Genomic DNA, 25466 nt, shown 5'->3' with positions numbered 1-25466 from the left:
CACAACGCCCCGAGTGCCGTTAGCCTCGAAGCATGAGAGCTCTCGTCACCGGTGCCAGCGGGTACATCGGGTCGCGGTTGGTGGCAGCTCTGCTGGCCGACGAGTTCGAGGTCGTCGTCGGCTCCCGAACGCCGGACAACCTGCGGACCTTCGACTTCTTCGACTCCGTCACCGCAGTCTCGCTCGATGTCACCGACGAACAGTCCTGCGCTGCCGCGTTCGCGCAGTCCGGCGACATCGACGTGGCCTATTACCTCGTGCATGCCATCGGCGAGTCCGATTACCGCGCGCAGGACCGGCGGTCTGCCGAGCAGTTCGCCGCGGCGGCGGCGCGGGCGGGAGTACGCCGAATCGTCTACCTCGGTGGTTTCGTACCCGATGACGACCAGCTGTCGGAGCACCTCGCGAGCCGGGCGGACGTCGGCGAGGCTCTGACGGTGGACGGCGTCGAGCTGGTCTGGCTCAGAGCGGCCATCGTCCTGGGTGCAGGTTCGACGTCGTACGAGATGTTGCGCTACCTCGCCGACCGCTTGCCGGTGCTGCCGCTGCCGAGTTGGCTCGCCGAGCCCGTGCAGCCCATTGCCGTGGACGACGTGCTGCACTATCTGCTCGCAAGCGCCGACACCGATGCAGTCCCGGCGGGTTCCTACGACATCGGTGGGCCGGATGTGGTGCCGTATCGAGATCTGGTGTTCGCGTACGTCGAAGCTGCCGGCCTCCAGCGCATCGGCGTTCCGGTGCCGCTGGTGCCGACCTCGCTCGCAGGCAAGGTCATCGGAAAGATCATTCCGGTTCCCGCGGGACTCGCCGAAGATCTCGTCGGTTCGCTGCACAACACGATGACGACGTCGGAGAGTCGGATTCGTGAACTCGTGCCCGACCCTCCCCGAGGTCTCACCACGATTGCCGACGCCATGGCCCGTAGTGTGCGGGGAATGGTCGGTGACCCTCCCGGTGTGTGTGCCCTGAAGGATCCGCTTCGGCTCGCGAGCACCGACGCGGCCTGGAGCGGCGGTGACGCTCTGGGGATCAGGCGTCGCGGTGTCGCGGCGTCCTCGGACCGCACCTGGGGGTTGATCGAAGCCCTCGGCGGGCGTCGGCTGCTGTACGCCAAGCCCGTCGCGGCAGCGGTGCGCACCAATCTCGACGTGATAGCCGACGTGAATCGACGCGCGAGGTCGGCCGTACGCCGACTGACCGATACCGAGGAGGCGTGATGGGAACGTGGTCCACGACCGCGCTCAACGTGATGAAGTCCGCTCTGGTCGATCCGGTCGAGCGCGATCACCGACAGTCCGACGCTGCGTTTCGCAAGCGCCGAATCGTCGTGATGATCACCTTGGTGATCGGCGCGACGGTGCTGTACTTCTCGCTCAAGACGGAGCCGGGTGACCCGACGTTCTATGCGCTGACGCTGGTGCTGGCCGCAGTCTGGACGATCGGTGGATTTGCGTCCGGACCACTGCACCTGGGCCGTATCCAGGTCGGCGGGTCGATCAGACGGCCGATCGTCACCCCCATCCTGATCGGACTCGCCGTGGGCGGAGTCTTCTTGCTCGGCGGACTCGTGGTTCGGCAGATCCCGCCGCTGGCCGACTTCACCGAGAACGTGCTCGCACACGCCCGGGTGGGGTCACTGGTTCTGATCGTCTTCATCGCGCTGCTCAACGGCGTCGCCGAGGAGATCTTCTTCCGGGGAGCCCTGTACTCGGCCATCGGGGTCAAGCATCCGGTGATCATCTCCACCGTCATCTACGCCATTGCCACCCTCGCATCCGGCAATCCGATGCTGGGCTTCGCGGCTGTCCTGCTCGGTTACGTGATGGGTCTGCAGAGGCGTGCGTCCGGCGGAATCCTGGCTCCGATTCTCACGCACGTCAGTTGGTCGGCGGTCATGGTCCTCGCCCTACCCCCTCTGTTCCTGTGAAAAAGAGGCACAAGCACCGATTCGACCAGCAGAAACGGATGTGGCCGCTGATTCGTCTCGGATCTGGGCTACATTGCGCAGGTGAGTGAAAATCTCGATCGCGTCGATCGCTTGATCATCGACGAGCTTGTCTCCGACGGACGCGCTACTTTGGCGACGTTGGCGGAAAAGGCTTCCCTGTCCGTGTCCGCCGTTCAATCGAGGGTTCGACGGCTGGAGTCCCGGCGCGTCATCCGTGGATACACGGCCCAGGTCGATCCGGAGGCCCTCGGCCGTCCGCTGTCGGCATTCGTCGCCATCACTCCGATCGATCCGGCCCAACCGGACGATGCCCCCGCCAGGTTGAAGCATCTGTCGGCCATCGAGTCGTGTCACTCGGTTGCCGGTGAGGAAAGCTACGTTCTGCTGGTGCGAGTCGAATCGCCGAGGGCGCTCGAACGCTTGCTGCAGGAGATCCGGGCAACCGCCAACGTGCAGACGCGCAGCACGATCATTCTGCAGACGTTCTACGACCGCTGACTGCCCGCCAGACGCGGTCTGACGACATGGGTAGGTCGTACAGCCGGGCACCGACGGCGTCGCGAATGGCGTTGGCCAAAGCCGGTGCCACGGGGTTGTACGGAGACTCGCTCATCGACTTCGCGCCGAACGGGCCCAGACGGTCGTAGGTGTCGGCGAACAGAACTTCGGTGCGAGGAATGTCCGCGAACTGCGGAACGTGGTAGCTACGAATCGAATCGGTGGTGACCAGACCGGCACCGTCGGTGCGGATCTCCTCGTACAGCGCGCTACCGATCGCCTGTGCGACGCCGCCCTCGACCTGACCACGGCACTGCTGCGGGTTCATCACGGTTCCGGCGTCCGCGCTCTGCACCGACTGCAGTATTTTCACGGTGCCGGTGTCCTCGTGCACCGCCACCCGGAACGCGTGCACGTTGAACGCGAGCGAACGCGGCAGCCCGCCACTGTTGCCTGCGGTGACGAGGGTGCCTCCCGCCATCGCCAGAATGTCGTCGAGGGTGACGAAGCGATCTCCGCAGCGCACGCCCTCCGGTCCGAGTGTGCAGTCCGAATTTCGGTGTCCGGTCGCCGTGGCGGCCAGATCCAGGATCCGAGCCGACATCGCGCGAACCGCCGCATACAGGGCCTTGCCTGCCACCACGGTGCCCGCCGAACCGAATGCGCCCGTGTCGTAGCTGACCGAGTCGGTGTCGGATTGATCGACACCGATGCGGTCGACGGACGTGCCCAGTTCGCTCGCCGCGATCTGAGTGTGGACGGTGGTGGTTCCGTTGCCGAATTCCGCAGTCCCGACGCGTATCTCGTACCGCCCCTCGGGTAGCAGTGCCACCGAGGTCTCGGCGCGGTGGCCGCGCGGGGGAATGGTCGCGATCATGGCCACCGCCATTCCTTCGCCCACCTTCCAGCCCGCCGGTGCGTGCTCGCCGTTGCCTCGACGCAGAGCGGCTTCGGCAAGGTCGATGCACTGGTCGAGGCCGTAGCTGCCGAACTGCAGGTCGTCTCCCTCGTGGTGGGCGGCGACGATGTCGTCGCCGGGGACGATCACGTTGCGTCTGCGGAACTCGAACGGATCGACGTCGATCTCTCGCGCCAGATCGTCCATCGCCGATTCGATCGCGAACATCACCTGTCCCAACCCGTAGCCGCGGAAGGCTCCGGACGGGATGTTGTTGGTGTACACCGTCTTTGCGTCGACCCGTTTGTTGGCGCACCGGTAGATCGCCACCGACTCGCCGCAGCCGTGGAACATCACACCGGCACTGTGGTTCCCGTAGGCACCGGCGTCGGTGAGAACGTCGATCGACAGGGCGGTCAGCGTGCCGTCGGCGCTCGCGGCGGCCGTGACATCGACGCGGAACGGATGACGGCACGGTGCCACGGTGAACTCGTCCGTGCGCGTGAACTCGAACTGCACCGGTCGACCGGTACGCAGTACCGCCAGTGCCACCACGTCCTCGGTGAGCAACTCCTGCTTGCCGCCGAACCCGCCGCCGACGCGCGCGGTGAACACGCGAACACGATCGCGTGCCAAACCGAAGATCTCGCAGATCTCGTCGCGCACCAGAAAAGGAACCTGAGTGCTGGTGCGTAGATTCAGTTTTCCGGTCTCGTCCAACCAACCGATGGTGCCGTGAGTTTCCAGGTGCACATGCTGAATCCGCTGCGTGGTCCAGCGGCCGGTGACCACCGCCGCCGCGTCGCGAACGGCAGCGTCGACGTCCCCGGTACTGCCGTGCAGCTCGGCCACCAGATTGCGAGACGGATCCGCTATTCGCGCCGTCGCGTCCTTGTCGCCGTGGATCTTCGGCGCATCGGGTGCGAGCGAGGACTCCGGATCGAACACTGCCGGCAGCACGTCGTACTCGACGACAAGAGCGCGGCACCCCTCCTCGGCTGCTGCAACCGATTCTGCGACCACGATCGCCACTCGCTGGCCGATGAAGCGCACAACGGTATCGAGCACATGGGTGTCGTCCGGATCATCGACGCGGCGGTCGTGGCGGGCCGTCGAGAATGCCTTCGCCGGACTGTCTTTCGCAGTCAGGATCAGGTGCACCCCCGGCACCTGCTCTGCCGCGGTGGTATCGACGGAGACGATCCGGGCATGCGCGTGTGGACTTCCGAGAACACTGGCGTGCAGCAACCCGGCAGGGGTGTGGTCGAGTGTGTATGGCTCGGTTCCGGTGACGATCCGCGTGCTGGCGGGTGCCGCGAGCGACCGTCCACACGCCGGACCGTCGACGGACTTTTCGGTGTTGACCACACCGCAGACGGCGTCGGACACGGCGCGATACCCGGTGCAGCGACACAGGTTTCCCTTCAGCCGTTCGGGAAGCTCGTCCAGGTCTTCCTCGGTCAGCGTCGAGGCGGTGACGACCATTCCCGCAGTGCAGAATCCGCACTGGAAACCGGCGGCTTCGACGAATCGGCTCTGCATCGGATGGAGGTCGTCCGGTGTACCGAGTCCGGCGACGGTGGTGACGGACCGGTCGGCAGCACGAAACGCGGGGAAGATGCACGAATGCACCGGTTCGCCGTCGACGAGCACCGAGCATGCGCCGCAGTCGCCTGCGTCGCACCCTTTCTTCACCTCGAAGTGGTCGTGTTCGCGGAGCAGGGTGCGCAGGCACTGACCGGGCCGCGGAGTGACATCGGTCGGCACACCGTTGATGTCTACGATCATGACAACTCCTCGCGAATCTGCTGCGCTGCAGTGCAACTGATGTGTCGACGCCAGTCCGGAGCCCCGTGGGGGTCGTCGTACCAGTGCTGGGGACCGATGGTGGCGGCGAGAGCGTCGTCGAGTTCGCCCGCCGTCGGTAGGCCGGGGAAGCGCAGAACGAACGGACGGACCGTCGATGCGCTGACGGTCAGAACGAATTCGCCGCCGTCGTCGACTCGCCCGATCACCACGGCGGCCGATCGCCCGAGCGGTGACAGTGCGAGCTTGCGCATCGCCGTTCTGGACTGAAGTGCGTGCAGCGGAATATCGATGCTGCGCAGCACGTCTCCCGGTCGAAGGGCGTTGGCGTGCGGGCCCGTGATCAGGTCCGCGATCGCGATGCGGTAGTCGTGATCGGGCCCATCACCCGACCACACCTGCCCGACACCGTCGAGAGCGGCGGTCAACGAGATCATCGCTCCGGCAGGCAGGGCCAGCGCGATGTTGCCGCCGACGGTGGCGGTCTTCCAGATCTTGAACGAGGCCAACAACGCCGCTGCGCAGCGGGGGAACAATGCGGTGGCCGGCCACGAAGAGGAGTAGCGCGCCAAGGTCTCGATGGTGCAGGTGGCAGCGATCTCGAGCCCGGTCTCGGTGACGGTCAACGGCTCCCAGCCCAAGGCGGTGACATCAACGAGGGTGGCCAAGTGGTCCTGCTTCTCGGAGAACAGCCAGGTACCGCCGGCAAGGACGGCGGTGTCCGCGCGTCCGGGCGGAAGGTCCGCGCGGGAGCCGGGAAGCAGAATGTCGTCGACAGTGCCGAGATCCATGGCCTTCGTTCACCTCGTTCTCGCCGGCAGATCCACCACGCCGACAGATCCAACACCCGATGTGTCCCTTCGAACTGTAGTGAGTATCTGTTACCGATCTTCGGTCGTTCGGCGATACGCCCGAAACTCGCACGAAACAACCCACACATACTGTTTTTCCTACGAGCTCAGCTGTTTCGAGCACGCTCAGCGAGGGCCGGGGGGAGGAACAGCAGTGCAGGTCAAGGACTTGCTCGACGCCACGCAGCTCGGCATTCGATTGCTCACCTCCGATACCGACGCCCTCGGCCGCACGCTCCGATGGACCTACACGACCGATCTGCCCGATCCGTCGCGCTACATCGCGGGTGGCGAGCTGGTCATCACCGGTCTCGTATGGCATCGAACGCCCGCGGACAGTGAGATGTTCGTCAGGGCCGTCGCCGAATCGGGGGCTTCGGCACTGGCCGCCGGTGAAGGCTTGCTCGGCCACGTTCCACCCGACCTGATCGACGCATGCGAGCGGCACGGACTACCCCTGCTCGCGGTACCCGAGACCGTCTCGTTCGGCGAGGTGACGGAGTTTCTCGTCGGCCGTGTCACCGGAGATCGCATAGCCTCGCTGAACAGCTCGCTCGTTCGGCAACGCCAGCTGCTCACCGCGATCGCAGACGGCAGAGCGCTCGACGAGTTGGCCCTGCACACATCCAGGGAAACCGGGATGGCGTGTCTGATCTTCACGGCGACCGGACGCCGGCTGGTGGCCGAGGTCTCGGCGTTCTCCGATGCCGACGTCGATACTCTGACGCACGCTGCGCTGTCCTCCGAAAGACTGCCCACGACAACAACTCTCAGTGACGGAGGTGTGTACAGCATCTTCGGTGTCGGGCCTGCGCTCGCGCAACGGACCACACGATGGTTCCTCGCGGTGGCGGGAGACATGGCGACGTTCCCACCCGCCATTGCCGATGCGTTCGGCCAGCTCGCGGCCATCGCCGCGCTCGATCGTGCTCGACGCGAGGAGGGACGACTGGTCCGACGCGAAATCGCCGACCAGGCAGTGGCGTTGATCGAGGCCGACAGCACCAGACCCGAAGCCCTGACGCGGCTGCGTCAGGCAGGCGTCGACCCGGACCGCTCGCTGGTCGTCGTCAGGGTCGTTCACAGCGGACGGATCGACCTGCGCGAGATGCTGCGTACGGTTCTCAGCGACACACTCACCTCCTTCGGTGGAGGATGCGTCGGGTGCAGCACGCACGGCGACATCGTCGCTGTCGTGAACACCGACGATCCTGATTTCACACAGACACTGCGAACTCGATTGACTCGCTTGGGTTCCGGCATCGGGCACAGCCGTCTGCTCGTGGGCGTCAGCTCCGAGGCGACCGGCATCACCATCGACGGCGCGCTGCGATCGGCCCGGCACGCACTCGAAGTCAGCAGACAAGGGTCGAGCCCGGTGACCGTCACCGCGGGTGCGCAACTGACCTCGGCGGTGTCGATGCTCTCGGCTCTGCCGGACGACGTGCGTCGGTCGTTCGTCGAACACGTTCTCGCTCCACTGCTCGACTACGACCGGCGCACCGATGCCGGCCTGACCGACACCCTCCGCGAGTTCCTGGCGACCGGTGGATCGTGGAACCGGACGGCCGAGTCGTTGCACGTCCACCTCAACACCGTGCGGTACCGAATCAAGCGAGTGGAGGAGTTGCTGGGCCGGGATCTGAATTCCACCTCGGACCGGCTCGATGTCTACCTCGCGCTTCAATCCATCCCTCGTTCGTCGGCCACCGGGGCCGCATAGGATCGAGGAATGACTGGCTTCACCGGAATACCCTTCGCTGCCCTGGACTTCTACGAGGACCTCGAAGCCGACAACAGCAAGCTCTGGTGGAGCGAGCACAAGGAGGTCTACGACAGCGCGGTCAAGGGGCCGATGACAGCATTGCTCGCGACCCTCGAACCGGAATTCGGAAGCGCCAAGGTGTTTCGCCCCTACCGCGATGTCCGTTTTTCGAAGGACAAGACGCCGTACAAGACCCATCAGGGTGGATTCGTCGCTCGTGGGGACAGTCTGGGCTACTACGTCCAGATCGACCCCGCCGGCTTGTTCGTCGCAGGCGGCTTCTACAACTCCTCGACCGAGGGTGTCGCCCGCTACCGCCGCACCGTCGACGACGATGTCCGCGGTGCCGAACTCGAGCGAATTCTGGCGACGCTGACCAAGGCCGGATACGAGATCGGCGGCGACAAGCTCAAGACCAAGCCGCGGGGATACGAGCTGGAACACCCGCGCATCGACCTGTTGCGCCACAAGTCACTCACCGCGGGCAAGCATTTCGGCTCGCCCGCGTGGCTGGAGACACCCAAGGCCGCCACGAAGGTGCGCGATGCCTGGCGAGCCCTGACCCCGTTGGTGGAGTGGACTGCGGCGCTGCACACGTGAGCGCAGCGCTCTATCCGACGACAGAGTATGTCCGCCAGGCACTTCCGGCGTCCGGGGCATCCTCGCGCTCGACGGTTGCCTGAATCAGACCGTACGGCCGATCGTCCGCGTTGAACACCTCGAGATTGTTCTCGATGCCGAACCTGCCCAGGTCGTAGACGAAATGATGCTTGTTCGGTGCAGACATCGTGATCTCTGCGATGAACGGATACTTCTCCAGCACCGCCTCGCCCATGGCGTACAGAGTCTGCTGGAGGGCCAGCGACTGCAGATTGGCGAACCGCTCGATCATTGCCGCCTTCACACCCGCGTACACGGCGTCCCACTCGACGTCGGTGGTGGTGTATCGCCACTGCGCGGTCAGCGATGTCGCCATCACCCGGTCGGTGGTGGGTTCGAGAATCGTCAGGTCGTCTTCGAGGAATCCGTGGAATTCCGAGCCCGTGGACTTGAGAATCACCATCTCCTTGAATCCGCTGATCACCCACGTCTGCTGCGCGTCGCCCTTACCCTCGACGGTCACCGCCGACGTGCGGATCTCCTCACCCTTGCGGGTCCACGTGTGATCGTGCTCGACGCCGTCGATCACCGCGCGAGCCCAGGCGTACTCCTCGAGTTCGATGCGGGCCCCTTCGACGGGTTCCACATCGTCGACGAAGTGCCGAGCGAGATCGAGGCCGTAGCTCTCCAGATGCAGCAACCCCTTGGTCTTCGCGTACGCGTACGCGGTCTGCTTCTGGGTGTCGGTGGGAAGCACATTGGACTGATCTCCCACCAGATGCGCGGGCGAGAAGTCGCCGCGCAGGGCGCTCGACACGTTGATGTCGTGGATCTCGTGCCGGGGAGAGTCGCGATAGATCCGCACCACGCGGTTCTCCGCCTTGCCGTACTGATTGGATCCGAGGACGATCTTTCCGGTCAGGTCGGTCATGTCAGCTCCCGCGATAGGTCGAATAAGCAAAGGGGGACAACAGCAATGGGACGTGATAGTGGGCGTCGGGATCGGTGACTGTGAAAGAGATCGACACCTCGGGATAGAAGCTCGGTGTCGATGTCGCCTCGAAATAATCGCCGGTGTCGAACGAGAGGCGATACACACCCGGATCGATCGGCCCCGGCACCACCTCACCGATTCGGCCGTCGCCATCGGTGGTGGCGGTGGAGATCTCGCCCTTCTCGGGATGGAACAACCGCACCCGCATCCCCACCGCAGGTGTCCCCGAGGTGGCGTCGAGGATGTGGGTCGACAGCCCCGTCACTGCTCTGGTCCCAGCATGCGCCCGAGGCGAATTCGGTTGATCTTGGCCAGTTCCACGCGGAGCACCCGTCTTTCGGTTTCGGCATCGTTGTCGAGCCTCTCCTCGAGGATAGCGAGCAGGTCCTCCGCGGACCTGCCCGTGGCGCACACCAGATACACATGGCCGAACTTGTCCTCGTACGCACGGTTTCCCGCCGCCAACTTCTCGCGTACCTCGGTACCCGCCGTCGTCACAGCGGCCTGCTCACGTTTCGAGGACGGGTTGTCGGCCTTGCCGCCGATGCGTGGATGACCGTCGAGTGCATGATCGATCTCGGCCTCGGGTAGTTCGGCAAGTACTCGATCCGCTCTGTCCAACAGCAGATCTCGACTGTCGAAGGGGCGACCCTGGGCGACTCGACGGGCCCAGATCGACGATGCGCAGCACTCGTAGAGTGCATGCATCGCTTGCCGATCACTGAGCCGATTGAACCCGTCGAGCCCTATCCATTCGTGCAGCACATCTCGCTCGCTATCTGAAGTCGTTGATGCGACCGAACCGCGCGGCCGCGATCGGGTTGGCGTCGGCCACAAGGTCGTCGAACCGGTAGTTCGCGATCTTGGCGATCTCGATCATCGCGAACGACCGCTCCGCCGACGGTGCGTTCTCGACGCGTGACCACCCGTTGGCCAGAACTCGATCGTAACGCTCCGTCTCCCGTGCACAGATCACCAGCGGGAAGCCGAAGTGTTCGCGGTATTCGGCGGCGAGTTGGACGATGTTGTCGTGCTCGTCCTCCTCCAGGTTGGACAAGCCGACGTGGTCCGCTGCGTTGAGGGTGCCGGTGGCGTCCTCGCTACCGAGATCGGGGTAGCTGTTGATCAGTTCGATCTGTTCCTCGGTGGTGCCGGCCAACAATGCCTCCTGGAACGCCTCGCGCAACCCGTGCGCATCGGCGAAAGGCCGCTGCTGGTACGCGCGTTCGACCACCCACGGAGTGCCCTGCACCAAGCCGCCGAACGTGGCTGCGAAGTCCTCGGCGGACATCTCGTTGACCGTGTCGAGGGTGATGCCCTTACCCGGACCACCGGCGACGGCCTGCCCGCGATTGCCGATGTGGAAGAACAAGACGTTGAGCACGATTGCCGAGACCGCGCCGAGGACGATGCCACTGCCGAACAACATTTCCAGCCAATCGGGCACACCCTCGGAGACCGTCGGCTGAATGGTCACGAGCATCGCGAGACCGAGGCTGGTGGCGACGATGATCAGGTTGCGGTGATCGGTGAAGTCCACCTTCGACAGAGTCTGGATGCCGACCACGGCGACGGTCGCGAACAGGGCGAGCGCGGCTCCGCCGAGCACCGGCGGCGGGATGGATGCCACGACTGCTGCTGTCTTGGGCAGCAGACCTAGGAGAATCATGATGCCGCCTGCCGTGGCCACCACCCAACGGCTGCGCACGCCGGTCAGGCGGACCAGGCCGACGTTCTCCGAGAAGGCCGTGTACGGGAACGAGTTGAACGTACCGCCGATGACGGTGGCCACGCCGTCGGCGCGCAGAGTCGCTGCGATGTCGTCCTTCTTGATGCGCTTGCCGACGATCTCACCCGTCGCATACACACTGCCGGTGGTTTCGACGGCGATGATGAGCATGACCACGATCATCGAAATGATCGCGACGACACTGAATTTGGGCACACCGAACAGGAAGGGCTGCGTGAAACCGACCCACGACGCCTCGGAGGTGCCGTCGAAGTTCATGTCTCCCAGAGCGAACGCCACGGCGCTACCGATCACCAGGCCCAGAAGCACAGCGATGGTGGCCATGAAACCCTTGAAGAATCGTTGGATCAGCACGATGATCAGCAGGGTGCCGATCGCGTATGCCATCCACCGTCCGTTGGACGGATCCTGTTCGTGGGTAGCAGGATTGGTCACAGCATCGTTGACCGCCACCGGCAGCAACGCCACACCGATGATCGTGATGACGGTACCGGTGACCACCGGTGGGAAGAATCGCAGCAGCCTACTGAAGTAAGGAGCCATGAAGAACGTGACGAGACCGGCGACGATGACGGCGCCGTAGACGTACAGCAACCCCTCGGTGCCGCCGCCGTTCGCCATCGCGATCGCGATCACCGGAGAGACACCGGCGAACGTCACGCCCTGCAGGAGCGGCAGGCGGACACCGATCTTCCAGAATCCGACCGATTGGATGATCGATGCGATGCCGCAGGTGAACAGATCCGCGTTGATCAGGTGGATCAACTGTTCGTTGGTCAGTCCGATCGCGCTGCCGATGATGATCGGCACCAAGACCGCGCCTGCATAGAACGCGACGACATGTTGGAACCCGTAAGCAGCAAGTTTCGGAACGGGGAGCACTTCGTCGACAGGATGGACACGTTTGCGTGTGGTGGGCTTGACGGACATGGGTGGGCACCTCGCGGAAGCAACAGGGCAGGATTCCTGCGACGCTGCAGGAGAAGTGCACTAAGAATCAGTCATCACGCCTATCCTCGCTAGTCGAGCGAGCACAAACTTCGGGACGTACTCGACGTGGACGTTGTGCGAACATCCAAGACTCCACCCGAGAGTGAAAGGAACGATCGTGTCGGACCTTGCCGTCGGAGTGGTATTGGCCGCCGGTGCCGGAACGCGATACGGATCGCCCAAAGTGCTCGCCCACGACGGGCTGTGGCTCAGGACTGCGGTGCAGGCATTGCGCGACGGCGGCTGTGATCGCGTGGTCGTGGTGCTGGGCGCGGCGGATGCGCCCGTGCCCGACGGTGTGATCGCTGTTTATGCACCCCAGTGGGAACAAGGAATGAGCGCGTCGTTCGAGGCCGGTCTGACCGCAGCGTCGGACGCGGACTACGCGGTCGTGCACGTGGTAGACACGCCGGACGTCGGACCCGAGGTGGTGCAGGCAGTACTCGCCGCAGCGCGGGAAACCGGTCTGGCCAGGGCCGTGTTCGACGGCCGTCCCGGACATCCGGTCGTCCTGGCGCGTCGACACGTCGACGCAGCCGTGGCATCGGCCTCGGGGGACTTCGGTGCACGCGACTTCCTGCGGGGAAGAGACGACGTGATCGCCGTCGAATGTTCGCAATGGGCAACGGGAATCGACCACGACTATCGGTGAGCGGACGCCCAGTCTGCATGTTCGGCCGAGTCGGCCTCGTCATCGACGACGAGGATCGGGGCCAGTAGAAGCGTCCCCGCGGGGACGCTCGAATCCGCGGATCTCGGCGGCAACGGCCTCGATCATGCCGTCGAATTGATGGCCACCGGTCGACAACTCGATCGCTCTCGCCGACGGGAGAGCGGTCGAGTTCGACGCCAGGTGAGAAATGGGAACCACGTCGTCGTCCCGGCAGTGGACGAGCGTCAGGTCGGTCTCGGGCTCCTGGGGGGTGAACGCGTAGTCCGTGACATCCCACCCATGCGGAGTCCAGTCCGGCATCGCCAACAGAGTGGCTCTCAGGGGTCGCTCCCGGCGATGTTCTGCCAAGACCCTGACGAGGATCGATGCGCCGAAGGAATGCGCAATGACCGCATCATCCGATCCGAGCCGGTCCAGGTGCTGCCGAACCGGCGCGGCCCAGTCCTCGAAACCCATGGCAGTGTCGGACAGTTCGGGCATGCACAGATCGAGGTGCAAAGCCTGTGCAAGTCCGTTGGCCAGCGGTGCGTCGTCGAAAAATCCGCCGGCACCGTGAACGAACAGAAGTCGACCGACCATAGTGGGTTCCTCTCCTCGGCAATGCTGTCACCGAAGAAGACCGAATCGCGGCCGTGAATTCACCGGTTGACTCGGATTCGGGGTCCGTGCGAGCATCGTCCTCAGCGTCGCGTGTCGATGACGGACTGCGTCAGGCATGGAGGCGTCGTACTGCCCAGGAGGCAGCGCATGTCCATTTCGTTCGATCACACCATCATCGTTGCAAAGAACAGTGCCGCATCGGCCGAATTCTTTTGCACCCTGTTCGCTTTACCCGAGGCCCCGTCATGGGGGCCGTTCGTCAACGTACAGCTCACCGACGGCACTCTCGTTCAATTCGCCGAGCCCCCCTTCGATGATATTCAGTTCCAGCACTACGCATTTCGGGTGAGCGACGATCTGTTCGACGCGGCCTACGCCAGGCTGGTCGACCAGGGCGTCGAACACTGGGCCGACCCCCGGATGGCCGAACCCGGCACCGTCAACACCGACCACGGGGGCCGCGGAGTGTATTTCCGCGACCCGACCGGGCACTTCTTCGAGATGCTGACGCACTCGTACCTGCCGACACCGGGTGAGCCGGTACCGTAGCCACTGTGGCCGAGCAACAGCATGTTTCGATGACGAGGGCCGCCTACGACACCGTTGCCGAGAGCTACGCCGAACTTGTTCGCGACGAACTCGACGGCCGACATCTCGAGCACGGATTGTTGGCGACGTTCGCAGCCCGGGTGCCGAGTGAGCACGTTCTGGAGGTGGGGTGTGGTTCCGGCCGTATCACCGAGCAGCTGCACCGCCTCGGCCTCGACGTAGCGGGGATGGATCTGTCGCCCAATATGATCGAGGTCGCTCGGCGCGAACATCCGCACCTGCGATTCGATGTCGGGTCGATGGAGGCGTTGGACGCGGGTGACAGCTCTCTGGCGGGGATCGTTGCCTGGTACTCGATCATCCACACGCCTCCGCACCAATTGTCGAAGATCTTTGCCGAATTGCATCGGGTGCTGATGCCGGAAGGTCTGCTGCTGTTGGCATTTCAAGCAGGCAACGAGCGGGTGCGACTCGAGCAGGCGTACGGACACTCGGTCTCGTACGACGCATACCGACTCGACCCCGACATGGTCGCAGGCATGCTCGTCGAGGCGAACTTCGAGGTGGACGTCCGCGTGCATCGAGCTCCGATGGGATACGAGTCGACATCGCAGGCATTTCTGTTGGCCCGCGAACGAACATCGTGATGTTTCGAGACCGGTAGGAGTTGCCCGATGCATGCACCCCGTCCACGCGTTCTCTTCGTCACCGACCTGGCGTATCTGTCGAAGGGCCGACGCTACTGCGACGAAGACATCTTTCTGTCGTCGCAGCTCCGCGAGTGGTTCGACATTGCGCTCTGTCACCCGCTCGACGCGCTTGCGCTGATGGACGGCTTCGATGTGGTCGTCATCCGGAACTCCGGGCCTGTGCTGGGGTACCAGGATGCTTTCGACATGTTTGCTCGCCATGCGCGCGAGAACGGCACGAAGGTTTTCACCCAGCTGACCGGCAAAGGCGACCAGAGAGGCAAGCAGTACCTGGTCGATCTTTACGTAGATGGTTTTCCGGTCATACCTACCGTCGACGACCCGCGGGACGTCTCGCGTTTACCCGAGGTGAATACCTATGTGGTGAAGCCGAAATGGGGTGCCGACTCGATCGGCATGCGTCATTCCGGGCGCGCCGAATTATCGGAAGTAGAGCCGGGCAGCCTGATTCAGCCGCGAATCGATTTCGTGTACGAAGTGTCGTTCTACTTCATCGGCCGCACAGTTCAATACCCCTTGTACGCTCCTGACCCCGACCGACGTTGGGACCTGGAGCCGTACTCGACTACTGCTCAGGACCGAGAGTTCGCGCAACGATTCGTCGACTGGAACGACATCGACCACGGAATCACTCGGGTGGACGCATGCCGCACCGTCGACGGAACGCTGCTGTTGGTCGAGCTCGAAGACCTGAACCCGTACCTCTCACTCGACCGGCTGACCGAGTCGGCGCGTCGAGAGTTCGTGAACCACATGGCGGAGGCGATCGTAGCGCTGTGTGCCCAACCGTAGAGGGCGATATCAGTCGGGTACAGCACGCTGGACGCAGCATCGGTGCTCGCGATTCGGTAGCGTCGAGGCCGCGAAAGGTGGTGGCGGATGCCGATCACAGTGCTGCACATATCGGCCGCGCTGCTGTCGGTTCTGCTCGGTGCCGTGATTCTGCTCGCGCACAAAGGGACGCCGCGTCACCGGCGCTGGGGGCGGGTGTACGGCGTCGCCGTGCTGGTGATGGTCGCGTCGTCGTTCTTCATCACCGACCTGCGGGACGGCTGGAGCGTGTTTCATGCAGTGTCGATCCTGACGGCCGCGCTGGTGCTGTTCGGCTGGTCGCAGCCCGTGTTCGGGCGCACTCGACCGGGTTGGGTGCGACGGCACATGCTGTCGATGCAACTGTCCTATCTGGTACTGATCGTGACCGGAACGGCCCAGTTCTTCGACTATCTGCCTCTTCCGAACGACGCTCTCAACGCCATCGTTTTTCTGCAGTTGCCCCTGATGGTCGGGATCGTAGCAATCATTCGACGTAGTCGACGACCTGTCGGTTTCCAGGATTCGCTATGGTCTTGACCGTGATTTTCGGACCGAACGATGCGGTAATTTGTCGCCCCGCGAGGATCGTCGTCGCTGGGACGTCCGGTTCCGGGAAAACGACGCTGTCTGCCCGTCTCGGATCGATTCTGGGAATCGAACACATCGAGATCGACAGCTTGTTCCACGGCCCGAATTGGACGCCGCGTGCGACGTTCGAGTCCGACGTGGAGGAGTTCATCGCGCGCCCGTCGTGGGTCACCGAGTGGCAGTACAACTTCGTTCGAGACCGTCTCGCCGATCGAGCCGATTTGTTTCTGTGGCTGGACCTACCGCGCCGAACAGTCATGCGGCAGGTGATGGTTCGGACGCTACGCCGCAGGCTCGGTAGGCGCGAGCTGTGGAACGGCAACATCGAACCCCCACTTCACCGCATCTTCTTCGACCGCGACCACATCGTTCGATGGGCATGGAACACCTACCGGTCGACTACCGAGCGAGTGCAGCGACTGAGTGTGCGCCGCCCGGAGCTGACGATTGTTCGCTTCCGTTCGCACCGGGACGTGGACGCGTGGATTGCGCACCAGCTGATTCCTCTGACCCGATAGCAGTGGTCAGCAGCCCAATTGCGTTGCGAGAGAATCGATCGAGTCGACGCTGTGATTCCAGTCGGATTCCGCGGCGAGGTCGGTGGTCTGACTCGGCCCATGTTCGAGGGGACGAGCGACGAATGCCGTTGCGAAGCCGCAGTCGGCAGCGGCAGCGAGATCACTGTTGTGTGCGGCGACCATCATGCACTCGCTCGGCTCGAGGCCCAGAATGTCGGCGGTGCGTAGATAGGCGTCGGGCATCGGCTTGTACGCACGGACCGGTTCTGCTCCGAGGATTGCGTCCCACGGCAGTCCGGCATTCTTGGCCATATCGAGCAGCAGTGAGATGTTGCCGTTGGAGAGCGGGGCTATGATGAACTCGGTGCGTAGCCGGGTCAGCCCAGAAACCGAATCCGGCCACGGATCCAATCGATGCCACGCGTGATTCAAGGATGCGACATCACTGTCGTCGAGCTGAACATCGAACTCCGACAACACGACTCGAAGTGACTCGAGATGAAGTACATCGAGCCGGGTGAACGGGCGGTTGCCCGACCGAACCTGTTCCATCGCCGGTTGATACAGGCTGCGCCAGCGGTCGGCGAACGCATGACTGTCGATGTCGGGACCGCACAGCGACTCGACCTCGCGGGCCACGCTGGTACGCCAATCGACCACCGTGCCGAACACATCGAACAGAAGCGCCTTCAACGATCTTTCTTCTTTTTCTTCGGACTCTTCGAGTGACCGCCCGCCGACAGCAGCGCACCCGCCAGTGGGATGAGAAGGAAGAACAGCCACTTCTGATCGAAGTCGGTGAGGAAGAACAACGCCAGTGAACCGAAGATGACCAGGGGCATCACCACTGCGCGCCAATCGATTCCGGCACCGCCCTCGGTCGGTGCCGGAGCTTTCCCGAGCTGGGCGGGAGTGTGCGACGTCGAGGCAGTGGGGAGATCGACGAAGACCTTGTCGATCTCCCCACGCGTCGTCGCCGAAGCAACAACGGCACTGCGCTCGTCGAATTCGGGCACAGTCAGCCGACCCTCGCTGAAGTGGAGACTCAGCGCCTCGAGGGCCTTCTCCCGATCAGCCGTACCGATTCGGATCTCCGGAAGCTCGGACATCGCTACGTCATTTGATCTCTGCGAGGACGGTGCCTTGGGTGATGGCGTCGCCTGCGGTGACGGTCAGGCCGGTGATGGTGCCTGCTTTGTGGGCGTTGACGGGGTTTTCCATTTTCATTGCTTCGAGGACGGCGATGAGGTCTCCGGCGTCGACGGTTTGGCCTTCGTCGACGGCGACTTTGACCACGGTGCCCTGCATGGGTGCGGTGACGGCGTCTCCGGATGCGGCACCGGCTCCGGCTCCGCCGCGGGTGCGGGCTTTGGGCTTGCGCCGTACCGCACCCGCCGGGCCGCCATTGTTGCCGCCGCCGCCGAGGGACAGTTCCCCGGGCAGGGAGACCTCGACGCGGCGGCCACCGACCTCGACGACGACGGATTGCCGCGGCAGGACCTCGTCGTCGTCGAGTGGTTGTCCGGCGGTGAACGGGGGAACCTGGTTGTCCCATTCGGTTTCGATCCAGCGGGTGTGGACGGCGAAGGAGTCGCCGTCGCCGATGAACGCCGGATCGGAGACCACCGCGGCGTGGAACGGGATCACCGTGGCAAGTCCTTGGACGTCGAATTCGGCGAGTGCTCGACGCGAACGGGCGAGGGCTTCCTCGCGGGTCGCGCCGGTGACGATGAGCTTGGCGAGCATCGAGTCGAACTGGCCGCCGATCACCGAGCCGGATTCGACACCGGAATCGACGCGCACACCCGGTCCCGACGGCGCACGGAAGGTGGTGACCGGTCCGGGGGCGGGTAGGAAGCCGCGTCCGGCGTCTTCGCCGTTGATCCGGAACTCGAACGAATGCCCCCGTGGTTCGGGGTCGTCGGTGATGGACAGTTCTTCACCGTTGGCGATCTTGAACTGCTGCAGCACCAGGTCGATGCCGGAGGTTTCCTCGGTGACGGGATGCTCGACCTGCAGACGGGTGTTGACTTCCAGGAACGACACGAGGCCGTCTTGGCCGACGAGGTATTCGACGGTGCCGGCACCGTAGTAGCCGGCTTCGAGGCAGATGGCTTTGGCGGAGGAGTGGATTTCTTTGCGTTGGGCGTCGGTGAGGAACGGTGCGGGTGCTTCTTCGACGAGTTTCTGGAAGCGGCGTTGCAGGGAGCAGTCGCGGGTGCCGGCGACGATGACGTTGCCGTGTTGGTCGGCGATGACCTGCGCTTCGACGTGGCGGGGCTTGTCGAGGTACCGCTCGACGAAGCATTCCCCGCGCCCGAACGCGGCGACGGCTTCGCGGGTGGCGGAGTCGAACAGTTCGGGGATTTCCTCGCGGGTGCGGGCCACTTTCATGCCGCGTCCGCCGCCACCGAACGCGGCTTTGATCGCGATCGGCAGGCCGTGTTCGTCGGCGAAGGCGAGGATCTCGTCGGCGTCTTTGACCGGTTCGGAGGTGCCGGGGACCGAGGGGGCTTTGGCGCGGGCGGCGATGTGGCGGGCGGTGACCTTGTCGCCGAGGTCGCGGATGGACTGCGGGGACGGGCCGATCCAGATCAGGCCGGCATCGATCACGGCCTGCGCGAAGTCGGCGTTCTCGGAGAGGAATCCGTAGCCGGGGTGGATGGCGTCGGCCCCGGACTTGGCGGCGGCGTCGATGATCTTGTCGATCACCAGATACGACTCCGCGGAGGTCTGACCGCCGAGCGCGAACGCTTCGTCGGCCAGACGGACGAACGGGGCGTCGGCGTCGGGTTCGGCGTACACAGCGACACTGGCCAACCCGGCATCGGCCGCAGCCCGGATCACCCGCACCGCGATCTCACCACGATTGGCGACAAGAACCTTGGTGATCTGAGCACTGGCATGGCTGGGCACTGAGCCTCCTACGGATGTGTTTCTCGCGTGCTTCGTTACGAACGTCACGTCGGAGTCTAAGCATCGGCACTGTCATCGCTGCAATCGGTCTGCAGAGCTGCAGCTGATCGGCGGCGAGCCGCAGTGAGCTACTGATTGGTAGCGATCTGACCGGTGTCGGTATGTCCGATATCGGATCGCTCGTCGCCCGTGAGGGGGAATCGGGCGGTCCCGGTGTCCGCCACATCGCTCAACAACTTTCGGAAGGCACCGACGTATTCGTGAACCCGCGCCGTCGCCTGCTCGGTGTTGGGATAGCGAGCCGCGATGTTGATTCCCTGCGGCGTGCGGTTGATCCAGATGTACACGTCGTGCTGGTACTGCTTGCTGCGCAACGCTCGGGCGTTCCAGTCCGGCCAGTGCTCGGCGGCAGGCGCGAACCGCACGTCCATGAACGAGACGACGAAACGCGGGCGGGCGGAGTAGCCCAGAGTGGTGAACACGCGATCGAGAGGAACTCGGGCGATCGGTTTGGTCTTCTTCACCTCGGCCGAGGCCGCCGCGACCACCGAGCCGAACGAGTCCGCACCGGCGATGTCGAAAGAGATGGGGCACAATCCGACGAACCAACCCAGCGCCGACGCCCATTGCGGCTCGTCGCGAGTGTGCACCGGCGTCACCGTGCGGAAACGAGTTCCGCCGCCCAGTTCGGAGCCGGTGATGGCCAGAACTGCGAGCAACCCGGCGAACAGACTGTGTCCGGTCTTGCGGCAGGCGACCGAGAACGAGTCGGCCTGATCGGGGTCGAGCACCCACGCGGACAAACCGCCCTGCGGCAGATCGTCCGGGCTCGGATCTCCGATGTCGAGTGGAAAGGCCGGTAGCTCGCCTTCGCCGTCGACGAGAAAATCCCGCCATATCCGCACCGCGTCGTGGGAATGCTCCAGCTCTGCATTCCTCTCGCGTTCGGAGGAACCGAAGTCGAGGTAGCTGCCGGCCTCGAACAGGGCAGCGGGCGCACCACCGAGTTCCTCGCCGTACAGAGCAGCTATCTCGTGCGCGACCAGCACCGTGGACAGACCGTCGATGATCGAATGATCCGCTGCGAAGAACACGGTGACCGGACGCGTCTCGTCCACCGGTTCGAGCGTCACGAAGGCGTAGGCGGGCCAGATCAACGGCGAGGTGAACTCGTCGAACAGATACTGCAGGTGCTCGAACACCTCACTCGATTGCGCGCACCGTTCCTGCTCGACCTGCCAGATGTCGATGGCACCCTGCGCTGCGGTCACCCGCGTCATCTCGCCCGTCACCTCGTCGATCGACGCGCTCGAACGCATCGCCTCGTGCCGGTCGATCCAGTTCAGCACTGCCTGGCGAAACGCGGGCTTGTCCAGCGGGCCTGCGATTTCGAAGGCCGCGCCGAGCCATGATTCACGACCGCGGCGAGGACTGCTCAGGCTCGTACGAAGGTGAGCCTCGTGGACGTAGGACGTCGGCCTGGCGTCGGGATGCCACCCAGCGGCCTCCGGAGTGCGGGCCTGCGGGCCGACGCTGGGTATCCACTCGGTGAGCGTGCCCGCGGGAACCGCGTAGTCCGCCAACTCCGTGAACTCCATATCGGCAGCAACCAACCTTCGTCGTACGCATCGGGGGGACTGGGCTCAGGGGCCCTGCCGCGGAGTCTAACGACGACGCGTTGTATCGATCAAGACGACGGCACGCCACCTGCGCCGTCGCCGGTCAACGCAGGTGACGCTTGATCCGCGCCAACATCGCCGACATACCGCGCAGTCGCAACGGGCTCACCGCATCGCTCAGCCCCAGAGCCGAGTAGAAATCGTCCGGAACGTCGAGGATCTCCTGTGCGCCGAGACCGTCGAGTCCCTGCGCCAGGATCGAGGCGAACCCCCGCGTGGTCGGAGCTTCCGGCGGGGCGCTGAAGTACAGCCGGACCCGCGCCGGATCGCCTGCATCCACCGACAGGAACAGCGGAGACTGGCACTCCGGCACCGGCTCCATCGCATCCTGAGCAAGGTGGTCCGGCAGAGGAGGCAGTTCGCGACTGAACTCCAGCAACAGCTGCAGCTTGTCCTGCCCCTCCACCGCGGCGAAGTCCTCGACTATCTCGGCCAGGGATTCCGGCAAGGCGCTCATCGAGTGGCCGGAGCCGATCCGGGCTCCTCGCCCTTGGCGATCGGGACGCGAACGGCGTTGCCCCATTCGGTCCACGAGCCGTCGTAGTTGCGCACCGACTGGTACCCGAGCAGATGGGTCAACACGAACCAGGTGTGGCTCGAACGCTCACCGATCCGGCAGTAGGCGATCACGTCGTCGGTGGCGGAGGTGCCGGAGTAGATCTCGTCCAGTTCCGTGCGTGACCGGAAGCGTCCGTCCGGTGCGGCTGCCTTGGCCCAGGGGATGCTCACGGCGGTGGGGATGTGACCTCCGCGCAGTGCACCTTCTTCTGGGTAGTCGGGCATGTGGGTGCGCTCGCCGGTGTACTCGGCGGGGGAGCGAACGTCGATCAACGGGACCGTTCCGAGCGAGCCGAGAACATCGGAGGCGAACGCACGAATGGGTGCATCGTCGCGTTCGATCACCGGATAGTCGGTGGCGGGGAACTCGGGCACGTCGAGGGTGGTGTCGCGGTTCTCCGACAACCAGGCGTCGCGGCCACCGTCGAGCAGACGCACGTCCTGATGTCCGAACAGCGTGAAGACCCACAGTGCATACGCGGCCCACCAGTTGCTCTTGTCGCCGTACACGACGATGGTGTCGTCCCGGGAAATGCCTTTGCGGCTCATCAGTTTCGAGAACTGCTCGCCGTCGATGTAGTCGCGGGTGACCGGATCGTTGAGGTCGAGATGCCAATCGATCTTGACCGCGCCGGGAATGTGGCCGACGTCGTAGAGCAACACGTCCTCGTCGGATTCGACGACCCGAAGGCCGGGGGTACCGAGATGAGCGGAGAGCCATTCGGTCGATACGAGACGATCCGGATGCGCATAGTCGGCGAACGTTGCGTTGGAATCGGTTGGTACAGGCACGTATCGGCTCCTACGGAAGATATTCGGCTGGCGGCCCGCCCGGGGGTGGACGGTCTGCACTGTCGATCCTATGCGGAACCTCTGTCACGGGGCAGGAGTGGAGCCTGCGGAACGACTTTGTCAGGGCGTCAGGGCAGCGCTCTCGGGTTTCGCCGCGCCGGCGCGCAGGAGGGCGACGAGTTCGGCGGTGAACGCATTCATCACCGAGCGTGCCTGTGCAGTGTCGGGAAATCGTGACCGCAATGCCAGGCCCGACGTGGTGCGGGAAACCCAGAACTGCGCGTCGTCGGACACCGTGGCATTGCTGATGTGGTGTGCATCGGTTCGGTCGAAGCGTTCGTGTCCACCGATTCTGGTGTAGTCGATGTACGACACCATGAACACGTCTCGACGCGACAGGGTGAACGCGTCGCCGAGGTTGTTCAGTACCTGGGGGATCGGAACGGTGCTCAGTGGCAGTGCTGCACGAAACGCTGGGTGGGCCGCGGTGATCGTGTCGGTGAGGTCGTGTTCTACCTCCACGGTCATGGGAGCGTTCGTGGTGAACCAGCCCAGTGCACGCGAGAATTGCTGCTCATGGCGGGTGTGCAACGGGAACAGGAACGGCATGCGGCTCGGTCCGCCGATCCCGGCGCACGCCTGCCCGATCGCAGCGACGACCCCGGCGAACATCCCGGCTCCGGAACGGGCGCAGAGCTGCGCGTAGTCGAGGGTGTGCTGCGCGTCGAGCAAGGGCGTGACAGTCGTTGCCTGAGGCGCGGTTTCACCCTCGGCGACGCCGAGGTCGAGTGGGAAACGCGGCGTGGTGCCACCGCACTCGGTGAGGAAATTCGACCACCGCACCATGCGTTCGTCCGTGGGATCGACGAGTGGCTGGGTTGCTTCGACACGGCAGTACTCGACGAACCCACCGACCGGAGGCAGGGCTGCCTCCGGGTTCGACGGGCAGCGGCGGTAGGCGTCGTACAGGGTGTTGATCTCGTCGACCACGACTGCGATCGACATGGCGTCGACGTTGGAATGATCGAATGCGCACAACACCGTCGAGGTGTCCGGCCGATCGATTCCGAAACACGTGTAGGACGGGTATCGTCGTGCGTCGCAGTGTAGTTCGAGTGAACTTCGGAGGTGACTCCGGAGCATGGACCCCGACGAGAAGGTGGTTCGAGTGGTTTGCCTCATCTCGACCGCACCCGGTTCGTGAACCATCCGCTCGATTCCCGCCGCCGCGCGAACGAACGAACTGCGCAGGGTGTCGTGTCGGTCGATCAGGCGCTCGAAGGCCCACCCCAGTGCGCGGGTGTCGAGCCTGCCCTGCACCTCGAAGGCTCCGGCAATCCAGACACGCTCGGCCTCGTCCAGATCGCCGAGGTGAAACCGTTGGTTGAACGACGGCGGAACCGTCGACGGCTGCGGTTTCCCGGTGACGACGGCGGTGAACTCGACGACGGTGCCCGCGCGTGGGGTGTACTCAGTGATCGAGGTGACCCGCACCGGCCGGCTCCTGAACCAGATTTTCGAGCGTCAGATTGTAATCACCTTCGCGTGCAATGGTTTCCAGTACATGCGCCAGATGATCGTGGTACCGCTTCACCGCTGCGGCGGCAACGTCGGTATCAGGGGTCTGGGCCACCAGGTACAGGTGCTCACCGTCTCGGTTGATCCACATCGATGCGTTCGACGTCGAACCCTCGCCGGTGAAATGCTTCGCGCGCGTGTCCGCGTCTCGTCCGACGCCGGGGAACCAGCGAAAGTCGATGTACGAGAGCATGTTCGGACTCACTGCCAACTCGCTACCGAGAGTTCCGTCGGCGGCCAGCGCGCCCAGCACGGCGTGCACCGGAGCCTCCGCGATCTGCTTGGCCTGCTCGAAGCCTCGGTGGGCTCCAGCCGCGACGTCGGAGAACCTCTCGTGTCCCGCCACCTCGAATGCGACCGGAGCGAAGTTGACGAACCATCCCTGGGACTGACCGTAGTCACCGTGATGCCGGGTGCTGAGCACGGTGATCCCGAAGTAGTCGGTGTTACCGGCCAACTCGAAGTCGGTGATCCCGACGGCGGCGAATATGCCGCTGCTCATCCGGGCCCCGGCGGCCTTGCATGCGGCGTCGAATGCAGCGGTCAGTTCTTTGCTCAACAGGTCGCGTTCGACGATGCGGACCGGAGCTTTCTCGCCGGGCGCGAGGCCGAGGTCGAGCGGGAACCGAGGCATCCGGCCGTCGTGTCTGGTGAAAATGTCTCGCCAGGCCGCGATTTCGGGAGAATCGGCTCCGAACGTCGCGGCCCGAGCCCGTTCGTCGGCGGCGTAGGCCAGATGGCTGCCTGCCTCTGCCGGGGTAGGTACGTCCGCGCCGGTCTCGAGTGCGTACAGATCGGCCAACTCGCTGATGACCAACGCTTGCGAGCCGCCGTCGGTGAATGCGTGATCTGCGCCGTAGTACAGGGTGAAGCTGCCGGGCCTGGCCACGACACCGACGACGAATCCGGGCCAGGCGTCCGCGGTCGCCTCGGACGAGAAACGCCCTCGTACGTACCGTTGGAATCGGTCGTCGTCCGTGGTTTCTCCGGCGTCGGTCACCTCGAACGCCGCGACCTCGGGCGGGGCGAGATGCCGAACGACGTTGTTTCCCTCGACCTCGAACCAGCATCGAAGGCCCTCGTGACGCAGCACGTAGGCGGCCAGCGCGCGGCTCATCGCATCCGTGTCCACGTCACCGTCGATCTCGGTTGCCACCCCGGTGTACGCGGTGTGCACATCGCCGCGTTCGCGGGCCGCCCATGCGGCCTTCAAGTGGTCCTCCTGGAGAAACGAGACCGGAGTCGAATCGACAGGTGCCGCTTGGGCACTCGCACGGGCAGCCGAAGTGGGATGCCATTCGAGCAGTCGGCCGGGAGCAGGATTCCATCTGCCCATAGCGGTGATGATCATGGTCGCTTCATCCTCCTCGATAAGGGCCGCGGGCTGATTCG

At 64.4% G+C, this 25466-nt stretch carries 26 protein-coding genes; 11 read left to right on the top strand and 15 right to left on the bottom strand.

All coding sequences use genetic code 11. The annotated features are described in order from the left end of the window. Nucleotides 1–32 precede the first annotated feature (32 nt). The 3 genes from QM590_RS02220 (at nt 33) to QM590_RS02210 (ending at nt 2446) form a co-directional block, all read left to right on the top strand. Nucleotides 33–1217, top strand: coding sequence for an NAD(P)H-binding protein (locus QM590_RS02220; RefSeq protein WP_269593472.1), 1185 nt, complete (start codon nt 33–35; stop codon nt 1215–1217). Next, complete coding sequence (locus QM590_RS02215; RefSeq protein ID WP_068051435.1) at nt 1217–1927, top strand: CPBP family intramembrane glutamic endopeptidase; 711 nt, start codon at nt 1217–1219, stop codon at nt 1925–1927. The genes QM590_RS02220 and QM590_RS02215 overlap by 1 nt, the downstream gene beginning before the upstream one ends. 81 nt (nt 1928–2008) lie before the next feature. Then, nucleotides 2009–2446 (top strand): Lrp/AsnC family transcriptional regulator, encoded by a 438-nt coding sequence (locus tag QM590_RS02210; RefSeq protein WP_032376860.1) that lies wholly within the window; start codon nt 2009–2011, stop codon nt 2444–2446. On the opposite strand, the gene QM590_RS02205 is transcribed toward QM590_RS02210, so the two are convergent. Further along, a complete protein-coding gene (locus QM590_RS02205; protein WP_269593473.1) occupies nt 2418–5132 on the bottom strand; it encodes a molybdopterin-dependent oxidoreductase in 2715 nt (904 codons plus the stop codon). The genes QM590_RS02210 and QM590_RS02205 overlap by 29 nt on opposite strands. Further along, a complete protein-coding gene (locus QM590_RS02200) occupies nt 5129–5941 on the bottom strand; it encodes an FAD binding domain-containing protein (RefSeq protein WP_269593474.1) in 813 nt (270 codons plus the stop codon). Before QM590_RS02200 ends, QM590_RS02205 begins: the two co-directional genes overlap by 4 nt. A gap of 214 nt (nt 5942–6155) precedes the next feature. Here QM590_RS02200 and QM590_RS02195 point away from each other — a divergent pair, with 214 nt between their 5' ends. Both QM590_RS02195 and QM590_RS02190 read left to right on the top strand, forming a co-directional pair. Next, complete coding sequence (locus QM590_RS02195) at nt 6156–7724, top strand: PucR family transcriptional regulator (RefSeq protein WP_149405416.1); 1569 nt, start codon at nt 6156–6158, stop codon at nt 7722–7724. A gap of 9 nt (nt 7725–7733) precedes the next feature. Continuing rightward, on the top strand, nt 7734–8366 hold the full coding sequence (locus tag QM590_RS02190) for a DUF2461 domain-containing protein (RefSeq protein WP_269593475.1): 633 nt from the start codon (nt 7734–7736) through the stop codon (nt 8364–8366). A 10-nt stretch (nt 8367–8376) separates the two neighbouring features. On the opposite strand, the gene pucL is transcribed toward QM590_RS02190, so the two are convergent. From pucL to uraD (QM590_RS02170), 4 genes are read right to left on the bottom strand one after another with little or no spacing between them, the layout of a single operon-like run. Continuing rightward, nucleotides 8377–9297 (bottom strand): factor-independent urate hydroxylase, encoded by a 921-nt coding sequence (gene pucL, locus QM590_RS02185; protein ID WP_094638994.1) that lies wholly within the window; start codon nt 9295–9297, stop codon nt 8377–8379. 1 nt (nt 9298) lies between these two features. Beyond that, entirely contained in the window at nt 9299–9625 is a 327-nt protein-coding gene (gene uraH, locus QM590_RS02180; protein WP_269593476.1) for a hydroxyisourate hydrolase, read from the bottom strand. Further along, nucleotides 9622–10125 (bottom strand): 2-oxo-4-hydroxy-4-carboxy-5-ureidoimidazoline decarboxylase, encoded by a 504-nt coding sequence (gene uraD / locus QM590_RS02175; RefSeq protein ID WP_269593477.1) that lies wholly within the window; start codon nt 10123–10125, stop codon nt 9622–9624. The genes uraH and uraD (QM590_RS02175) overlap by 4 nt, the downstream gene beginning before the upstream one ends. A 10-nt stretch (nt 10126–10135) precedes the next feature. Beyond that, complete coding sequence (uraD, locus tag QM590_RS02170; RefSeq protein WP_094638992.1) at nt 10136–12040, bottom strand: 2-oxo-4-hydroxy-4-carboxy-5-ureidoimidazoline decarboxylase; 1905 nt, start codon at nt 12038–12040, stop codon at nt 10136–10138. Between the two features lie 175 nt (nt 12041–12215). On the opposite strand from uraD (QM590_RS02170), the gene QM590_RS02165 reads away from it, so the two are divergent. Then, complete coding sequence (locus QM590_RS02165) at nt 12216–12752, top strand: nucleotidyltransferase family protein (protein WP_094686491.1); 537 nt, start codon at nt 12216–12218, stop codon at nt 12750–12752. Between the two features lie 39 nt (nt 12753–12791). Here the strand turns inward: QM590_RS02165 and QM590_RS02160 are convergent, their stop codons facing one another. Continuing rightward, the gene (locus tag QM590_RS02160; protein ID WP_269593478.1) at nt 12792–13352 is read right to left on the bottom strand and encodes an alpha/beta fold hydrolase; all 561 of its coding nucleotides are present in this window, start codon (nt 13350–13352) and stop codon (nt 12792–12794) included. Between the two features lie 168 nt (nt 13353–13520). On the opposite strand from QM590_RS02160, the gene QM590_RS02155 reads away from it, so the two are divergent. The 5 genes from QM590_RS02155 (at nt 13521) to QM590_RS02135 (ending at nt 16551) form a co-directional block, all read left to right on the top strand. Then, entirely contained in the window at nt 13521–13922 is a 402-nt protein-coding gene (locus tag QM590_RS02155; RefSeq protein ID WP_269593479.1) for a VOC family protein, read from the top strand. Between the two features lie 5 nt (nt 13923–13927). After that, nucleotides 13928–14569 (top strand): class I SAM-dependent DNA methyltransferase, encoded by a 642-nt coding sequence (locus tag QM590_RS02150; RefSeq protein WP_269593480.1) that lies wholly within the window; start codon nt 13928–13930, stop codon nt 14567–14569. Nucleotides 14570–14596: 27 nt separating this feature from the next. Next, the gene (locus tag QM590_RS02145) at nt 14597–15424 is read left to right on the top strand and encodes an ATP-grasp domain-containing protein (protein ID WP_269593481.1); all 828 of its coding nucleotides are present in this window, start codon (nt 14597–14599) and stop codon (nt 15422–15424) included. Nucleotides 15425–15511: 87 nt separating this feature from the next. Further along, entirely contained in the window at nt 15512–15982 is a 471-nt protein-coding gene (locus tag QM590_RS02140; RefSeq protein ID WP_269593482.1) for a DUF2306 domain-containing protein, read from the top strand. After that, nucleotides 15973–16551, top strand: a complete 579-nt coding sequence (locus tag QM590_RS02135; protein WP_269593483.1) for a P-loop NTPase family protein — start codon at nt 15973–15975, stop codon at nt 16549–16551. Before QM590_RS02140 ends, QM590_RS02135 begins: the two co-directional genes overlap by 10 nt. Before the next feature lie 6 nt (nt 16552–16557). Here QM590_RS02135 and QM590_RS02130 read toward each other — a convergent pair whose 3' ends face one another. From QM590_RS02130 to QM590_RS02095, 8 genes are all read right to left on the bottom strand, one after another. Then, nucleotides 16558–17244, bottom strand: a complete 687-nt coding sequence (locus QM590_RS02130; protein WP_269593484.1) for a haloacid dehalogenase type II — start codon at nt 17242–17244, stop codon at nt 16558–16560. Further along, complete coding sequence (locus QM590_RS02125; RefSeq protein ID WP_269593485.1) at nt 17241–17660, bottom strand: DUF1707 SHOCT-like domain-containing protein; 420 nt, start codon at nt 17658–17660, stop codon at nt 17241–17243. The genes QM590_RS02130 and QM590_RS02125 overlap by 4 nt, the downstream gene beginning before the upstream one ends. A gap of 7 nt (nt 17661–17667) precedes the next feature. Beyond that, the gene (locus QM590_RS02120) at nt 17668–19467 is read right to left on the bottom strand and encodes an acetyl/propionyl/methylcrotonyl-CoA carboxylase subunit alpha (protein WP_269593486.1); all 1800 of its coding nucleotides are present in this window, start codon (nt 19465–19467) and stop codon (nt 17668–17670) included. Nucleotides 19468–19595: 128 nt separating this feature from the next. Continuing rightward, a complete protein-coding gene (locus QM590_RS02115) occupies nt 19596–21065 on the bottom strand; it encodes a condensation domain-containing protein (RefSeq protein WP_149405426.1) in 1470 nt (489 codons plus the stop codon). Nucleotides 21066–21189: 124 nt separating this feature from the next. Then, entirely contained in the window at nt 21190–21603 is a 414-nt protein-coding gene (locus QM590_RS02110; protein WP_037188062.1) for a SufE family protein, read from the bottom strand. Beyond that, a complete protein-coding gene (locus tag QM590_RS02105) occupies nt 21600–22496 on the bottom strand; it encodes a sulfurtransferase (RefSeq protein ID WP_094639333.1) in 897 nt (298 codons plus the stop codon). Before QM590_RS02105 ends, QM590_RS02110 begins: the two co-directional genes overlap by 4 nt. A gap of 120 nt (nt 22497–22616) precedes the next feature. Next, complete coding sequence (locus QM590_RS02100; protein WP_269593487.1) at nt 22617–23990, bottom strand: condensation domain-containing protein; 1374 nt, start codon at nt 23988–23990, stop codon at nt 22617–22619. Then, nucleotides 23968–25425, bottom strand: a complete 1458-nt coding sequence (locus tag QM590_RS02095) for a condensation domain-containing protein (protein ID WP_269593488.1) — start codon at nt 25423–25425, stop codon at nt 23968–23970. The genes QM590_RS02100 and QM590_RS02095 overlap by 23 nt, the downstream gene beginning before the upstream one ends. Nucleotides 25426–25466: the final 41 nt, after the last annotated feature.

This window comes from Rhodococcus sp. IEGM 1372, from assembly GCF_030056835.1.
Classification (GTDB): Bacteria; Actinomycetota; Actinomycetes; order Mycobacteriales; family Mycobacteriaceae; genus Rhodococcoides.
This window is presented reverse-complemented; position numbering and strand designations above follow the sequence as displayed.

Coding starts and splice junctions, on each gene's coding strand:
- QM590_RS02220 (WP_269593472.1), top strand. CDS start 33: ATGAGAGCTCTCGTCACCGGTGCCAGCGGGTACATCGGGTCGCGGTTG.
- uraD (WP_094638992.1), bottom strand. CDS start 12,040: ATGTCCGTCAAGCCCACCACACGCAAACGTGTCCATCCTGTCGACGAA.
- QM590_RS02110 (WP_037188062.1), bottom strand. CDS start 21,603: ATGAGCGCCTTGCCGGAATCCCTGGCCGAGATAGTCGAGGACTTCGCC.
- QM590_RS02140 (WP_269593482.1), top strand. CDS start 15,512: ATGCCGATCACAGTGCTGCACATATCGGCCGCGCTGCTGTCGGTTCTG.
- QM590_RS02095 (WP_269593488.1), bottom strand. CDS start 25,425: ATGATCATCACCGCTATGGGCAGATGGAATCCTGCTCCCGGCCGACTG.
- QM590_RS02215 (WP_068051435.1), top strand. CDS start 1,217: ATGGGAACGTGGTCCACGACCGCGCTCAACGTGATGAAGTCCGCTCTG.
- QM590_RS02125 (WP_269593485.1), bottom strand. CDS start 17,660: ATGTCCGAGCTTCCGGAGATCCGAATCGGTACGGCTGATCGGGAGAAG.
- pucL (WP_094638994.1), bottom strand. CDS start 9,297: ATGACCGACCTGACCGGAAAGATCGTCCTCGGATCCAATCAGTACGGC.
- QM590_RS02145 (WP_269593481.1), top strand. CDS start 14,597: ATGCATGCACCCCGTCCACGCGTTCTCTTCGTCACCGACCTGGCGTAT.
- QM590_RS02190 (WP_269593475.1), top strand. CDS start 7,734: ATGACTGGCTTCACCGGAATACCCTTCGCTGCCCTGGACTTCTACGAG.
- QM590_RS02200 (WP_269593474.1), bottom strand. CDS start 5,941: ATGGATCTCGGCACTGTCGACGACATTCTGCTTCCCGGCTCCCGCGCG.
- QM590_RS02135 (WP_269593483.1), top strand. CDS start 15,973: ATGGTCTTGACCGTGATTTTCGGACCGAACGATGCGGTAATTTGTCGC.
- QM590_RS02205 (WP_269593473.1), bottom strand. CDS start 5,132: ATGATCGTAGACATCAACGGTGTGCCGACCGATGTCACTCCGCGGCCC.
- QM590_RS02115 (WP_149405426.1), bottom strand. CDS start 21,065: ATGGAGTTCACGGAGTTGGCGGACTACGCGGTTCCCGCGGGCACGCTC.
- QM590_RS02160 (WP_269593478.1), bottom strand. CDS start 13,352: ATGGTCGGTCGACTTCTGTTCGTTCACGGTGCCGGCGGATTTTTCGAC.
- QM590_RS02155 (WP_269593479.1), top strand. CDS start 13,521: ATGTCCATTTCGTTCGATCACACCATCATCGTTGCAAAGAACAGTGCC.